General features: G+C 71.4%; 11 protein-coding genes. 2 read left to right on the forward strand and 9 right to left on the reverse strand.

The annotated features are described in order from the left end of the window. Window positions 1-227: 227 nt before the first annotated feature. Window positions 228-845: a hypothetical protein gene (locus KHP12_RS22880; protein ID WP_086885279.1), complete on the reverse strand. Its 618-nt coding sequence runs from the start codon at window positions 843-845 to the stop codon at window positions 228-230. A gap of 136 nt (window positions 846-981) precedes the next feature. After that, window positions 982-2,439 (reverse strand): adenosylhomocysteinase, encoded by a 1,458-nt coding sequence (gene ahcY / locus KHP12_RS22885; protein ID WP_086885280.1) that lies wholly within the window; start codon window positions 2,437-2,439, stop codon window positions 982-984. A 466-nt stretch (window positions 2,440-2,905) separates the two neighbouring features. Here ahcY and KHP12_RS22890 point away from each other — a divergent pair, with 466 nt between their 5' ends. Further along, entirely contained in the window at window positions 2,906-5,077 is a 2,172-nt protein-coding gene (locus KHP12_RS22890; RefSeq protein WP_210610426.1) for a fructose-specific PTS transporter subunit EIIC, read from the forward strand. 531 nt (window positions 5,078-5,608) lie between these two features. Here the strand turns inward: KHP12_RS22890 and KHP12_RS22895 are convergent. The 7 genes from KHP12_RS22895 to KHP12_RS22925 form a co-directional block, all read right to left on the reverse strand. After that, window positions 5,609-6,532: a cation diffusion facilitator family transporter gene (locus KHP12_RS22895; protein WP_210609377.1), complete on the reverse strand. Its 924-nt coding sequence runs from the start codon at window positions 6,530-6,532 to the stop codon at window positions 5,609-5,611. A 106-nt stretch (window positions 6,533-6,638) separates the two neighbouring features. Beyond that, the gene (gene manA, locus KHP12_RS22900; protein WP_086882077.1) at window positions 6,639-7,835 is read right to left on the reverse strand and encodes a mannose-6-phosphate isomerase, class I; all 1,197 of its coding nucleotides are present in this window, start codon (window positions 7,833-7,835) and stop codon (window positions 6,639-6,641) included. 141 nt (window positions 7,836-7,976) lie between these two features. After that, window positions 7,977-9,314, reverse strand: a complete 1,338-nt coding sequence (locus tag KHP12_RS22905) for an SIS domain-containing protein (RefSeq protein ID WP_086882076.1) — start codon at window positions 9,312-9,314, stop codon at window positions 7,977-7,979. A 103-nt stretch (window positions 9,315-9,417) separates the two neighbouring features. After that, window positions 9,418-9,600 carry a Trm112 family protein gene (locus tag KHP12_RS22910; protein WP_037954286.1) on the reverse strand — a complete coding sequence of 61 codons (183 nt, stop codon included), beginning with the start codon at window positions 9,598-9,600 and terminating at the stop codon, window positions 9,418-9,420. Window positions 9,601-10,530: 930 nt separating this feature from the next. Next, window positions 10,531-11,889: a phosphomannomutase/phosphoglucomutase gene (locus KHP12_RS22915; RefSeq protein WP_086882075.1), complete on the reverse strand. Its 1,359-nt coding sequence runs from the start codon at window positions 11,887-11,889 to the stop codon at window positions 10,531-10,533. Between the two features lie 177 nt (window positions 11,890-12,066). Continuing rightward, window positions 12,067-13,683 carry an L-lactate permease gene (locus tag KHP12_RS22920; RefSeq protein WP_086882074.1) on the reverse strand — a complete coding sequence of 539 codons (1,617 nt, stop codon included), beginning with the start codon at window positions 13,681-13,683 and terminating at the stop codon, window positions 12,067-12,069. A gap of 243 nt (window positions 13,684-13,926) precedes the next feature. After that, complete coding sequence (locus KHP12_RS22925) at window positions 13,927-14,376, reverse strand: DUF3499 domain-containing protein (protein WP_037954293.1); 450 nt, start codon at window positions 14,374-14,376, stop codon at window positions 13,927-13,929. A 340-nt stretch (window positions 14,377-14,716) separates the two neighbouring features. Between KHP12_RS22925 and KHP12_RS22930 the strand changes: the two genes are divergently transcribed. Continuing rightward, window positions 14,717-15,136, forward strand: coding sequence for a metallopeptidase family protein (locus KHP12_RS22930; RefSeq protein WP_037954294.1), 420 nt, complete (start codon window positions 14,717-14,719; stop codon window positions 15,134-15,136). The last annotated feature ends 187 nt before the right edge of the window (window positions 15,137-15,323 follow it).

The following is a 15,323-nucleotide window of genomic DNA, read 5'->3' on the forward strand; positions in this document are numbered from 1 at the left end:
CAGATGTGCTTTGGGGGGTGAGCAGACCCTGCTCACCACAACCGTTTAAACCTACCTCCCCGGACTACCTCGGTCAAGGACTCCGGGCAAGATTCTTTGTGCGGTCCAGCCGGAGTGTCTGTGCACTCCGTTCGCCGCGACCCTCAAACATACGCATCGGCGCTCCCTGGGTCAATAGGTTCCCGGAAATTTCTCAACGCCGCAGGTCAGAGGCGGTGAGATGACCGTCAGGCCGCGAAGGACGACGGTGGGCTCTCCAGGTGCTCCAGCTCGATCCCCGGGGCGGCGAGCACCACATCGCCGGCGATGTGGACCGTCCGTATCTCTCCGGTATCCAGCTCGCTCACCTGGTACTCGTCCACAACGAGCGGCCCGGTGTCGGTGGCGTGACCCGTTCTGCCGAGAAGTGCCCAGGACTGATCCAGGGTGAGGGGCGCGAGGACCGGATCGGTGAAGGCCACGAGGCGTACGCGGACGGCTCCGGCGCCCGGTTCCAGGCGTAGCAGCCGGGAGACGGCGACCAGGAAGGCCGGGGAGGCGCCGGTGAAGGAGTGGGCGCGGACATTGCCCTCGGTCGCGTGCTCACCGGTGGGGTCCGTACGGACCCAGGTGACCCCCTCCAGGGCGGCGCCCCTGACCTGCCAGCTGGACGCGTGCAGCTCCACCCGGAGCGGGCGGCCGAGCTCGTCGAGGGTGAGGTCCACGGACCCGGTGTGATCGCCGGAGGGTGAGGTCCGCTGTGCGACATAGCGCCAACCGCTGGGGCCGGGAGCGCACTGGAAGTGCTCCTCGCCCAGGGGGGCGTGATCGTGCGGGTCGTGGAGGGAGTAGCGGCCGCGGGGCATGGTGAGGTCCTTGACGAGCGTCGGGCCCGCCCGGCCGAATGGCGCGGACGGGCCCTGGGGCCCCCGCCGGGGCGGGGGCCGGGTCAGCGGCCGCCGACGGTGTGGTCGGCGGCGCCGGTGCGATCAGCGGATGCGATCAGTAGCGGTAGTGGTCGGGCTTGTACGGGCCCTCCACCGGGACGCCGATGTAGGAGGCCTGCTCGGGCCGGAGCGTGGTCAGCTTGGCCCCGAGCGCGTCCAGGTGGAGACGGGCGACCTTCTCGTCCAGGTGCTTGGGGAGCACATAGACGTCGGTCGGGTACGACTCCGGCTTGGTGAAGAGCTCGATCTGGGCGATGGTCTGGTTCGCGAAGGAGTTGGACATCACGAACGACGGGTGACCGGTCGCGTTGCCGAGGTTCAGCAGACGGCCCTCGGAGAGCACGATGATCTTCTTGCCGTCGGCGAAGGTCCAGGTGTGGACCTGCGGCTTGACCTCGTCCTTCACGATGCCCGGAAGGGCGGCGAGCCCGGCCATGTCGATCTCGTTGTCGAAGTGGCCGATGTTCCCGACGATCGCCTGGTGCTTCATCTTGGCCATGTCCGAGGCAAGGATGATGTCCTTGTTACCGGTCGTGGTGATGAAGATGTCGGCGGTCTCCACCACGTCCTCCAGGGTGGCGACCTGGTAGCCGTCCATCGCGGCCTGGAGCGCGCAGATCGGGTCGATCTCGGTGACGATCACCCGGGCGCCCTGACCGCGCAGCGACTCGGCGCAGCCCTTACCGACGTCACCGTAGCCGCAGACGACAGCGACCTTGCCGCCGATCAGCACGTCGGTGGCGCGGTTGATGCCGTCGATCAGGGAGTGGCGGCAGCCGTACTTGTTGTCGAACTTGGACTTGGTGACCGCGTCGTTCACGTTGATCGCCGGGAAGAGCAGCGAGCCGTCCCGCTGCATCTCGTAGAGGCGGTGAACGCCGGTGGTGGTCTCCTCGGTGACCCCGCGGATCTCGGAGGCCAGCTGCGTCCACTTCTGCGGGCTCTCCGCGATGGTGCGGTTCAGCAGCTCGAGGATGACGCGGTGCTCGTCGTTCTCGGCGGTGGCGACGTCAGGGGCGGCGCCGGCCTTCTCGTACTCGACGCCCTTGTGGACGAGGAGGGTGGCGTCGCCACCGTCGTCCAGGATCATGTTGGGCCCGCCGGTGGGGGTGCCGGGCCAGGTCAGCGCCTGCTCCGTGCACCACCAGTACTCCTCCAGGGTCTCGCCCTTCCAGGCGAAGACCGGGATGCCCTGCGGGTTCTCCTGGGTGCCCTCGGGGCCGACGGCGACCGCGGCCGCGGCGTGGTCCTGAGTGGAGAAGATGTTGCAGGAGGCCCACCGGACCTGGGCGCCGAGGGCGACCAGGGTCTCGATCAGCACGGCGGTCTGCACCGTCATGTGCAGCGAGCCGGTGATACGGGCACCGGCCAGCGGCTGCTGCTCGGCGTACTCCTTACGGATCGCCATCAGGCCGGGCATCTCATGCTCGGCGAGGGTGATCTCCTTACGGCCGAAGGCAGCCAGAGAGAGGTCCGCGACCTTGAAGTCCTGACCGGAGACGGCTGTCGTCATAAGTGCTGCTCCTCCTCGATCATGTGCGAGCGAGAGTGGTTCGGCTGGGCATGTGAGGCGTCGGGCAGAGTCCCGCGACAACGGGCACACCTGTCCCCTTCTACCTCACAGTGCGCAGTCCGTCGGAGGCCCTCTCTCCCTCGGCCGACCCGCGGTGCGGGCCGCCCGACCGCCATCAGCAGCGACGTCTGGCTCGGTCACGAATCTACACCGATCGGCGGAGCGAACCCCAGCCCCCATCGGTCATCTTCGGCCGTACGGCTATGACCAGGGACGACGACCGGGGCGACGGGTGTGCTGCTCGGGGGTTGTCGGTCTGCGTCGTTCGGGGGCCGATGGTCGCGTTGTTTCCGGAGTCGGGGGTTCAGGTCGTCGCTTTGATCACGGCCGGATGTATTGCACGATGCCGCGAGCGCGGGGACGCTGGCAGCTTCCCGCGCCCGCTCAACGCGTTAAGGAGAACCACGTGACCAGTCCAGCCGATCCCCCCAACGGTGCGGGGCCCAGCCGACCGGGGCTCAAATTGCTCGCGGTGACCGCATGTCCCACGGGTATCGCCCATACCTATATGGCCGCTGAGAAGCTGGCCCAGGCGGCGGAGTCGCTCGGCCACAGCATGAAGGTGGAGACCCAAGGCTCGATCGGGGCCGAGAACGTACTGTCTGACAACGATGTCACCGAGGCCGACGGCATCATCATCGCCGCCGACAAGGACGTCGACCGCAGTCGCTTCGTCGGTAAGAGGGTGCTTGTCGTCGGGGTCGCCGATGGCATTCACCGGCCGCAGCGGCTGATCGAGCAGGTGCTGGACGCGCCGGTGTACGAGGGCGACGGCTCCGGTGCCGGGCGCGGTGCCTCGGGGGCGGCGGCTTCCGGGGGTGGTGGCGGTGGCGGCAGTAAGGGGCGCAGCGTCACCTATAAGGCGCTCATGAACGGTGTCTCGTACATGATCCCGTTCGTGGTGGTCGGCGGTCTGCTGATCGCGGTGTCGCTGGCCCTGGGCGGTGATACGACGTCCAAGGGCATCGTCATCCCCGACGACTCCTTCTGGAAGACGGTCAACGACATCGGGAGCATCGGCTTCGAGCTGATGATCCCGGCCCTGTCCGGCTATATCGCCTACGCCATCGCGGACCGGCCGGCGTTGGTGCCCGGCATGGTGGGCGGCTGGATCGCGGCGCACGGCGAGCTGTACGACAGCGAGGCGGGCGCCGGGTTCATCGGGGCGATCGTCACCGGCTTCCTGGCCGGTTATCTGGTGCTGTGGATCAAGCGGGTCAAGGTTCCGAAGTTCGTCCAGCCGATCATGCCGATCATTGTGATCCCGATCGTGGCGACCTCGGCGCTCGGCCTTTTCTTCATCTATGTCCTCGGCGAGCCGATCTCCTGGGTCTTCGAACAGCTGACTGATTGGCTCGGCGGACTGACCGGCACGAGTGCGGCGGTGCTCGGCATCATTCTCGGGCTGATGATCGCGTTCGATATGGGTGGTCCGGTCAATAAGACGGCGTTCCTCTTCGGTGCCGGGCTGGTGTCCAAGAACCCCGAGGTCATGGGGGCGTGTGCGGCGGCCATTCCGGTGCCGCCGCTCGGTCAGGGGCTTGCCACGCTGCTGCGCCGCCGGATGTTCGACGACCAGGAGCGGGAGACCGGGCTCGCGGCGCTCTTCATGGGCTTCTTCGGCATCACGGAGGGCGCGATTCCGTTCGCGGCGGCACGTCCCGCGCGGGTCATTCCGGCGAACATGGTGGGCGGTGCGGTCGCCGGGGCGATAGCCGGGGTGGCGTCGGTCGAGGACAACGTGCCACATGGGGGGCCGATTGTGGCGGTGCTCGGTGCGATTGGCGGGGTGCCGATGTTCTTTGTCGCCGTGGTGGTGGGTACGGCGGTGACGGCGTTGGTGACGATTGGGCTGATGTCGGTGGGTGGGGGTGCTGTGGGTTCGGGGGCTGCCGTTGATTCGGGGGCTGCTGTGGGTGGTGCGGGTGCTGTGGGTGTTGTGGGTGCCGCCGTGGGTGGTTCCACCGGGGCTGCGTCGGGCGCGGCTGAGCCCGTTCTTGCCGGGGTGGGCGGTGGTGAGCGTGCCGGGGAGGCGAGTGGTGCTGCGGGTGCCCGTAAGGCGGTCGCTTCTCAGGGGGTGGCCGCCGCCGAGACCGGCGAGGTCGAGGCTGTCCCTGAGGGTCAGGTGCTGTCCGGGTATCTCACCGAGCAGACCGTGAAGGAGCGGTTGGCGGCCGACGGTAAGGACGCCGCGATCCGTGAGATGGCTGAGCTGCTGGCCACGACCGGCAAGGTCGCGGATGCGGCGGAGCTGGTGCGGGCCGCGTTTGCCCGGGAGGACCAGGGCACGACTGGGCTCGGCGAGGAGATCGCGATTCCGCATGCCAAGACGGATGCGGTGACCGCTCCGGTCGTCGGCTTCGCGCGGTCCCCTGAGGGGATCGAGTGGGGTGCGCCGGATGGGACGAAGGCCCGGCTGGTGTTCATGATCGCGGTGCCGGAGGCGGATGCGGGGGATGAGCATCTGCGGATTCTGGCGTTGCTGTCGCGGAAGTTGATGGCCGAGGAGTTTCGGGTGCGGTTGTTGGCGGCGGGGGATGTGGAGGGGATTTTGGGGGTGCTTGGGGAGATTGAGTAGGGCGGGGGGGGTGGGGGTGGGGGTGGGGTTTCTCCCCCACCCCCACCCCTTCCCGAAATCGGGGCAGAGCCCCGGCCCCCTCCGGGGCTTCGCCCCGGATCCCAGCTCAGGGGCTCGGCCCGGGCTCCGGTTCGGAGCTGTGCCGGGGCCCCAGCCCGAGTGCTCCGCACCGGGCCCCGGTTCGGGGGTCTGCCCGGCCCCAGTCGAGCGCTCCGCCCCAGGCCCCGGCTCAGGGGCTCTGCCCCTCCCCCATCGAGTGCTCCGCCCCAGGCTCCGGTTCGGGGACCTGCCCGACTCCCAGTCGAGCGCTCCGGCCCCCGGGGCTCCGGTTCGGTTCCTGGAGCTCGGAGGCTCGGTTCCCCTGTCCCCGACCCCTGTGTCCCCGACCCCTGCCCCGCCGGTCCGGCGGGGCAGGGGTCGGCGCACGCTGTCGGGGCCGGTGGTGCGTCGCGGGGTGCGGGGCTGTGGCCGGTTTGTGCCCATCCGTTCCGCCCTGCGGAAACAGAAGCCCACAAACCGGCCGGGTCTCGCTCAGGCGGATGTCGAGGTTCGGAGGATGTCGGGTTCCAGGTAGATGACTCGGGCGATCGGGACTGCCTCGCGAATGCGGGCCTCCGCCGCGTCGATCGCGCGGGCGACCTCCGCGGCCGTGTCGTCGTGTTGGACCGCGATCTTGGCGGCGACCAGGAGTTCCTCGGGGCCGAGGTGGAGGGTGCGCATGTGGATCACGCTGGTGACGGTGTCGCCGTCCACGACGGCTTCGCGGATCTTGGCGACCTCCGTGGCGTCGGCCGCCTCGCCCAGCAGCAGCGACTTGGTCTCGGCCGCGAGCACCAGGGCGATCAGCACCAGCAGGATGCCGATGCAGAGGGTGCCGATGCCATCCCAGACGCCGTCGCCCGTCAGCATGGTGAGGCCGACGCCGCCGAGCGCGAGGACCAGGCCGACGAGGGCGCCGAAGTCCTCCAGGAGGACGACGGGGAGCTCGGGGGCCTTGGCGCGGCGGACGAACTGGGACCAGCTCTGCTGGCCCCGGATCTCGTTGGACTCCTTTATGGCCGTACGGAAGGAGAAGCCCTCGGCGATGATCGCGAAGACGAGCACCCCGACCGGCCAGTACCAGTGCTCCAGCTCATGGGGGTGCTGGATCTTCTCGTAGCCCTCGTACAGCGCGAAGACACCACCGATGGTGAACAGCACGATGGAGACGAGGAAGCCGTAGATATAGCGCTCGCGGCCGTAGCCGAAGGGGTGCTCGGGGGTGGCCTCGCGCTTGGCCTTCTTCCCGCCGAGGAGCAGCAGCCCCTGGTTGCCCGAGTCGGCGATCGAGTGCACGCCTTCGGCGAGCATCGACGACGAGCCGCTGAAGGCGAACGCCACGAACTTGGCTGCGGCGATAGCCAGGTTCGCGCCCAGCGCGGCAACAATCGCCTTGGTTCCGCCTGATGCACTCATATGTGCCGAATTTCCCTTCCGCTTACATGGCAGCTCATGGCGGCTTTGCCAGTGCTTTACCGCCTCACGGCGGGCCATTGTTCCAGCCCCTCGAGCGGGCCGTACCTCAGGCGTTCACTGTGGCCCTGAACACAGTGCCATCGCCGCTCAGGGCGGTCTCCTCACCGGCCGGTACGAAGGCCGACTCCCCGCGCTTCAGCGGGAGTGCGCCGTCCGCGCCGCGCAGCGAGACCTCGCCCGAGGCGCAGAGCAGGATCTGCGGGCCGGTCGCCGGCAGCGGGCGGGGTGCGGCGCCGTCGGCGAGGACGTGGCGGGAGAGCCGGAACTCGTCGATCGGGGTGGTGTAGAGCTCCTCGCCGGAGGGGTCCGCCTCGGGACGCAGCACGGCGGGGGCGGCGCTCTCGAAGCGGACGACGCGCAGCAGCTCGGGGACGTCCACGTGCTTGGGCGTCAGTCCGCAGCGCAGCACATTGTCGGAGTTGGCCATGATCTCGACGCCCAGGCCGTCGAGGTAGGCGTGCGGTACCCCGGCGCCGAGGTAGAGGGCCTCGCCGGGCTGGAGGGTCACGAAGTTGAGCAGCATCGCGGCGATCACACCGGGGTCGCCCGGGTAGTGCCGGGCGATGGAGGCGTACGCCGTGTACGCCGGGGCGTGCGGCCCGTCCTGCGCGCCGAGCCGCTCGGCGGCGGCGGTCGCCGTCCTTACGGTCTCCGCCATCGCCTCCGGGTCGGCCGTAAGGACGGCGGTCAGCACCTCGCGCAGGGCGTGCGACTCCGGGTGGGCGTGCAGGATGTCGACGTACGGCTTGAGCGAGTCGACCTCGAGGGCGGCCAGCAGCCCGGCCGCCTCGTTCGGGTCGCGGAAGCCGCACAGCCCGTTGAACGGCGTGAGCGCGCATATCAGCTCGGGCTTGTGGTTGGCGTCCTTGTAGTTGCGGTGCGGGGCGTCGGCCGGGACGCCGCGCTCCTCCTCGTCCGCGAAGCCCTCCTTGGCCTGCGCGAGGTCCGGGTGGACCTGGAGCGACAGCGGCGAGGCGGCGGCCAGCACCTTCAGCAGGAACGGCAGCCGGGGCCCGAAGAGGCTTACGGCGTCCGCGCCGAGCTCGCCCTCGGGGTCCGCGGCGATCACCTCGGAGAGCGCGACGGAGCCCGCGCCCCGGTCGACCCGGGACGGCGCCCCCGGGTGCGCCCCCATCCACATCTCGGCCTGCGGCTCCCCGGTCGGCCGGACACCCAGCAGCTCCGGGATGGCGGTGGTGGAGCCCCAGGCGTAGGGGCGCACGGTGTTGACGAGGCGGTCCATGCGGTGCGGTTCCTGACTGTGCAGTGAAGGACGTGGGGCGGGTGGTGCGTGCCTTACGGCCTTGAGCACGGCCTTACAGCTTTGAGTACGGCCTTACGGTCGTACGGTCGTGCTCAGGTCTGCTCAAGGTCTATGACGGCCTCAAGTTCTATCCGGCGAAGCGAGCGCGAGGTAAACGGCGGCGAAATCCGTGATGGCGAGAAGTTCCGCGGCGCTCTCCAGTGGGGTGCCCTCGGCAGGTTCCAGCTCGCTGAACGCGGTCTCGTGCGCCAGCGCGAGCTCCCGGGCGGTCGGCACGGCCGAGATGGGGCCCACCGGCTCGTCGTGGAGCAGCACGATCCGGGCGCGGAGCGCCTCGGGCTCCTCCACCCGGTCGCGGAAGAAGTCGTCCGGGTCGGCCCCGCCCGCGAACGCCCCGGTCAGCAGCGCGCCATGTGCCGCGAGCGCCCCTGGGAGCTCGGCGACGAGCGCGGGGCGCCCGGCGAGCGCCGCGAGCAGCTCTGAGAAGCGCCGTCCGGTCGCGGCCGCGACCGGGCCCTCGGTCCACAGCAGCGGAAGCGCCCCGGCGAGCTCGGCCGCGAGCGTCTTGGCGGGGTTGGTGTAGGTGGCGATGGCCGGGCCGCAGCGCTCGGCGACCTGGTCGAGCCGGTCGGCGACCTGCTGGAGCGCGGTGGGCGGCGCGGACACCAGGCCGATCCGGTCGACCAGCAGGAGCAGCGGGGTGAGCAGGGCCCACAGCGTGCCGGGCAGCGCGGGGCCGGTCATCTCGTCGGGGGCGGTGCCGGGCGGCTCGACGGGCTGCGGGACGGAAGGCGTCCCGTACGGGGCGGGGGCGTCGCCCAGGGCGCCCTCGGCGAGGGCGGCGTCCTCGGTGCCGGGCGCGCCGGGCGCGTGCGGCTCCCCGCGGTACGGGTCGGTGCCGTACCCACCGGGGCCGTACCCGCCGGTGGCGTACCCGCCTGTGGCATACGGAGCCGAGCCGTACGGCGCCGTGGCCAGCGGCACCATCAGGCCGCGGGCCTGGGCGACCGCGTCGGCCAGCGGGGACTGGGCGGGGGCCACCGAGACGATCGCGCAGCCGCGGCGGTACGCCTGCTCGACCAGGCGCGGAAGGCCCGGTTCCGTGCCCTCAGGGGTCGCGACGACCAGCAGGTCCAGCGGGCCCGCCCAGCCGGGCAGCGTCCAGCGCAGGGCGCCCGGCGCGGGGGCCACGCCGGTGGGCGCGATCAGGCTGACCGGACAGTTGCCCCCGCTGAGCGCGCCGAGGAGGTCGGCGGTGCAGCTTCCGGCCGCCCCCGGGCCCGCGACCATGACGGCGCGCGGGCGCCCGTCCGGCTTGAGGTCGCCTATCCCGGCCTCGGCGGCGTGCCGGGCGGCGGTACGGACGCGGGCGCCGGCCTCGGCCGCTCCGCGCAGCAGCCCGCGGGTATCGGCGCGGGCGAGGGCCTCGGGGGCGTCGAGGAGGGATTCGTCGAGCATCGTGCTTCGGCCTCCGATCGCCGTGGCGGGCGGTACGCGTGGGATCGCGCGGGGCTTACGCGTGGGACCGCGCGGGGCTGGGCCCCGGCGGCGGGCCGCCGGGTCAGGCCGGGCGGCGCGCCTCGTCGACGAGCAGCACGGGGATTCCGTCCCGCACGGGGTACGCGAGACCGCACCCCTCGCCCGTGCACACCAGCTCGAGGGTCTCCGGGGACTGCTCCTCGCGCAGCGGGGCGTGGCACGCCGGGCAGGCGAGGATCTCCAGAAGACCGGCTTCGAGCGGCATGAGGTCGTCCCTTCGGGTATGCGTCCAGCCGGACATCGGTCCGGCGAGGTCAGCGTACCGCCGGGCGGGCCCGGGGCGCGGCCGGTGTGCCCCGGAGCCCGGGGACGGGCGGCCCGCGTACGCCGGAGCGGCGGGGACGTCCCGGGGACGCCCTGGGGCTCCGGTAGCGGTGTGGGTCCCGCGCGCGGGCCTCCGTACGGACGCGGGGGCCTCCGCAAGGGCGCGCGGTGCGGGAGCCGCACCGATGGCCGTAAGCGCCGCGGGGGCGCTGCGGACCTCCTGCGGGCCCGTAGGACGCGGATCGGCCGCAGAGGCCGCACACGGATCTCCACAAGGACGCCGTGAACCTCCCACAGGCCCCCGTAAGAGGCGTAGGGGCGCAGAGGGCGCGCACGGACACCTCGTAGGACCTGCGGACCTCCCTGTAAAGCCGCGGACGGCGCACCCGGTCCAGCCCCGCGACCCGACGGGCCCGGAGGCGAGCGCGGCCAGGGCGCGAGGCCGGGTGCGCCCCTGAGGAGGCGGACGGCTGCGCGCGGCCCCCCGTAAGGACATCGCGGACCCCTATGGACGCTGCGGCCGCCCCCTGCGTAGCCCTTACGGCCGCGCGGACAGCCGTAAGGGCGCGCGGGCCTCCGTACGGGGCCATCCGCCTCCCTTAGGAGTCGGATGGGCCCGCGCCGACATCCGTAAGGGCTGCGGGGGGGTCCGGCGGATCTTTCCCCGACTCCGCCCCTTCCCACAGCGCCGATATGCGGCTCCGCCGCGTGGCAGGGGCTTCGCCCCTGGACCCCGGGGCCGACGAGCCGACCGTCGGCCGCGGTCAGCCCGCCGGTCAGGACGCCCCTTCCCTCACCTGGGACGGGAGTCCCAGGTGAGGGAAGGGGCGGGGAACAGCCCGCCGCAGACGTCAGGATCCGTCGGGCACCCCTAGGCGCGGACGATGGAGAGGACCTCGTCGCGGACCTCGGCTGCCGTCTCCTCGTCCCTGGCCTCGACGTTCAGGCGGAGGAGCGGCTCGGTGTTGGAGGGGCGGAGGTTGAACCACCAGTTGGGGGTGGTGACCGTAAGGCCGTCGAGTTCGTCGAGTTCGGCGCCCTCGCGGCGCTCGTACGCCGCCTTGACGGCCTCCATGCGCCCGGCCTGGTCGTCGACGGTGCTGTTGATCTCGCCGGAGGCCGCGTACCGGTCGTACTGGGCGACCAGGTCCGACAGCGGGCCCTTCTGGCCGCCGAGTGCGGCCAGGACGTGCAGGGCGGCCAGCATGCCGGTGTCGGCGTTCCAGAAGTCGCGGAAGTAGTAGTGCGCGGAGTGCTCGCCGCCGAAGATCGCGCCGGAGCGGGCCATCTCGGCCTTGATGAAGGAGTGGCCCACGCGGGTGCGGACGGGGGTGCCGCCGTTCTCCTTGACGACCTCGGGGACCGACCAGGAGGTGATGCAGTTGTGGATGACCGTGCCGCCCGGGTGCTTGGCCAGCTCGCGGGAGGCGACCAGGGCGGTGATGGCGGAGGGGGACACCGGCTCGCCGCTCCCGTCCACGACGAAGCAGCGGTCGGCGTCGCCGTCGAAGGCGAGCCCGATGTCGGCGCCGGTCTCCCGGACCCGGGCCTGAAGATCGACGATGTTCTTGGGGTCGAGGGGGTTGGCCTCGTGGTTGGGGAAGGTGCCGTCCAGCTCGAAGTAGAGGGCGTCGAGCTCGAGCGGGAGGCCCTCGAAGACGGTCGGGACGGTGTGGCCGCCCATGCCGTTGCCCGCGTCCACGACGACCTTCAGCGGCCGGATGGCGGTCAGGTCCACCAGCGAGCGCAGATGGGCGGCGTAGTCGTCGAGGACGTCACGCTGGGTGATGGTGCCGGCCTCGGCGGCGGGCTCGGGCGCGCCGCCCTCCGCCCATCCCTCGACCAGGTCGCGGATCTCGGCGAGCCCGCTGTCCTGGCCGATGGGGGCGGCGCCCGCGCGGCACATCTTGATGCCGTTGTACCGCGCGGGGTTGTGGCTGGCGGTGAACATCGCGCCGGGCAGGTCGAGATAACCGCTCGCGAAGTAGAGCTGATCGGTCGAGCACAGTCCGATCTCGGTCACATCCACCCCGAGCGAGGCGGCGCCGCGCGCGAAGGCCCGCGCCAGACCGGGCGAGGAGGGGCGCATGTCATGGCCGACGACGATCGCGTCCGCGTCGGTCACCCGGGCGAAGGCGGCGCCGAAGAGTTCGGCGAGCGACTCGTCCCACTGGTCCGGGACCACACCGCGCACGTCGTAAGCCTTCACGATCTGCGACAAGTCGGGCACAGCCAACCCCTTCTGGAGGTCCTGGTGGAGATGTCTCTACGGACGTCTCCGCGTACGTCCCATGCGGAGTACGTTCCCGCGGAGTACGTCCCTGCGGACCTCAAAACCTACCCGCAGGACCTGGGCCGGAACTGTGAGCCCCGTCGCGCGGCGTGCTACCAGCCATCCCGGACAGGGTCACGGCAGCATCCAGCTCAGCAGGAACGACGACTGCGCGACGACGATCAGGCACATCACCAGCAGCAGCGCGAGGCTCCACGGCAGCACCTTACGGAGCAGATCACCCTCGCGCCCCTTCAGCCCGACCGCCGCGCACGCGATGGTGAGGTTCTGCGGGGAGATCATCTTGCCGAGCACCCCGCCCGAGCTGTTGGCGGCGGCCAGCAGATCCGGGGACAGCCCGGACTCGCGGGCGGCGGTCACCTGGAGGGCGCCGAAGAGGGCGTTCGCGGAGGTGTCCGAGCCGGAGACGGCGACGCCGAACCAGCCGAGCACCGGGGAGAGGAAGGCCAGCCCGGCCCCTGCGGCGGCGACGAAGTGACCGATGGTGGCGGCCTGCCCGGAGAGATTCATGACATAGGCGAGCGCGAGCACCGAGGTGACCGTAAGGATCGCATGACGCAGTTCGCGCACCGTGGCCGCCCACTCCCGCAGGGCGTCGCCCGCGGTGACCTTCAGCACGGCGGCGGTGGCCACCCCGGCCACCAGCACCAGGGTGCCGCCGGTGGCGATCAGCGGCATCGAGAAGACATTGGCGCCCACCGCCTTTCCAGCGGGGTCGGCGACGTCCAGGAAGGGCCAGTCGAAGGTGCGGGTGGCCTTGGCCAGGAGGTCCTTGACCGGGCCGATCTGGGCGACGGAGAAGATCGCGACGATGAGCGCGTACGGGGCGTAGGCGCGCACCACCTCCCGGCGCGGGTCCTCGCGGTCCAGGTCGTCGCTGCGTACGCCGGTGAGCACGGCGGCGCGCACCGGCTCCTCGGCCGGGCGCCGGGCGGCGGGCACGGCCATCAGCACGGCCGCGCCGACCAGTGCCGCCGCGATGTCGGCGAGCTGGACGGAGAGGTAGTTGGAGACGGTGAACTGGGCGATGGCGAAGGCGACCCCACAGGCGAGCGCGGGCGCCCAGGTCTCGCGCAGCCCGCGCCGTCCGTCGACGAGCACGACCAGCAGCAGCGGGACGACGAGGGCGAGCAGCGGGGTCTGGCGGCCCACGACGGAGGCCACGGAGTCCAGCGGCAGCCCGGTGACCTGAGCGAGCGTCACCACCGGGGTGGCCATGGCACCGAAGGCGACCGGCGCGGTGTTGGCGACGAGCGCGACGACGGCGGCGCGCACCGGGTCGAAGCCGAGCGCCACGAGCATGACCGAGCAGATCGCCACCGGTGCGCCGAACCCGGCGAGCGCCTCCAGGAGCGCGCCGAAGCAGAAGGCGATGACGAGGGCCTGGACGCGGGGGTCGTCCGAGAGCCGGCCGAAGGAGCGGCGCAGCACGTCGAAATGGTCGGTGCGGACGGTCATCCGGTACACCCACAGGGCGTTGACGACGATCCACAGGATGGGGAAGAGGCCGAAGAGCGCCCCTTGGGCGGCGCTGGAGACGGCCTGGCCGACGGGCATCCCGTACGGGAGGCAGGCGACGAGGGCGGCGACGACGAGCCCTATGGGGCCCGCGTAGTGGGCGCGCATCCGCACCCCGCCGAGCAGAACGAGGACGGTGACGAGGGGAAGGGCGGCGACGAGGGCGGACAGGGAGAGTGAATCGGCGACGGGGTCCAACTGCTGCACGAACACACAGGCCTCCCGGTATGGGCCATCCCTGGAAGGTCACATCCGTGATGCGGAAACGGAGGACCCTGGGGTGCACGCATGGTCGTGTCCGCGCCAAGTCTCAGTCAATGCTCCGTCAGCAAGTGATCCCGGGGAACGCCGCGGAATGCGGCGGAACGAGGGAAGACCGCGTAACGCGGGAAGATCGCGGAGAAAGCGGGGCAGGGTACGCGCGAAGGTCGCGGGAGATCGCCGGAGCGAAGCCGATCAGGACTCGGGTGACCGCAGGACTCGCAGATGGCCGCGGCGCGCGACCTCACGCGGGTCGCCCTCCCGGCCGCCCTGACCGCTCCCGGAGCCGCCGGAACCGGCCGCCGCCCCCGCCGCGCGCTCATGCGGGCGTGCGGCCTCGCGGACCGCGTTGGCCAGCGCCTCCAGATCGTCACCGCTGGGCCGGGGCGGACCGCTGTCGACGGCGAGCCGGACGACCTCCCAGCCGCGCGGGGCGGTGAGCCGCTCGGAGTGCTCCGAGCACAGGTCGTAGCAGTGGGGCTCGGCGTAGGTGGCGAGCGGCCCGAGAACGGCGGTCGAATCCGCATAGACGTACGTCAGCGTCGCGACGGCGGGGCGGCCGCAGGCGGTGCGCGAACAGCGACGTACAGGGCTCACGACGTTGGACGGTACCGCACTCTTGAGCGGGCCGCGACGACTCTCCACCAGCTCACTCCGCCGTGTCGTCCCGGTTCGCACCGTGCACCCGAAACGTGAACTTACTGGTTGACCAGCGTGGACCGCCGACGCGGCCAGAACCGCCGACAACGAATCCGGTCAGCACTCGAACCGAGAGGGATCATCCTGGGCCAGGGAAGCGACTCAAGAGACGTCCGTTTTTGGACCCAAGCATGGCTGGAATGGTCATTTGGCGACATCCGGCACGGCTGTCCGGTAAGCGCATGAGCGTGGGTCGGCGACGGCTACCCTCGGAGTGATGACCAGGCCCGTACACCCGCATCAGTCCGAGCCGCGTCCCCGTCGTCGCGATCGCCACGGACGAGGTATGCGCGGCCCCATCGCGCCTCCCCAGGTGCCGCTCTCGGTCAGCCGCGCGGAGTCCTTCGTCGATCTTGTGCAGGACTCGGCGGAGCGGCTGGAGAGACGCTGGCCACAGCTGTCCGGGGTCGACTTCACGGTGCTCGAGGTGCCCACGTCGGGGCTCGGCGGCCCGGGGTCGGGCGGTGGCCCGGACGGGCCCGGCGGGGCGGACGGCTGGGACGGCGAGTCCGTGCCGCTCGGACGCTTCATCGCGGCCCGCGGGGACGCGCCGGACCGGATCGTGATCTACCGCCGCCCGGTCGAGATCCGGGCGAAGAACCGGGACGAGCGGGCGCTGCTGGTGCATGAGGTCGTGGTCGAGCAGGTGGCGGAGCTGCTGGGGCTGGCGCCGGAGTCCGTGGACCCGCGGTACGGGCAGGACTAGTCCGCGGTACGAGCGGGAGCGGCCTGCGGTACGGGCAGGGGCAGCGGGCACGCCGTACGGGCAGGGGCAGGAGGCGTCCGGCGGTACGCGTACGCCTGCGGCGGGCTGCTCCCCTCCCCGCCCCTTCCCACAACTGGGGCTCCGCCCCAGACCCCGCTCCTCAAGCGCCGGAGGGGCTGGGAAGCGG

It is taken from the genome of Streptomyces asiaticus (genome assembly GCF_018138715.1).
Taxonomy (GTDB): Bacteria; Actinomycetota; Actinomycetes; order Streptomycetales; family Streptomycetaceae; genus Streptomyces; species Streptomyces asiaticus.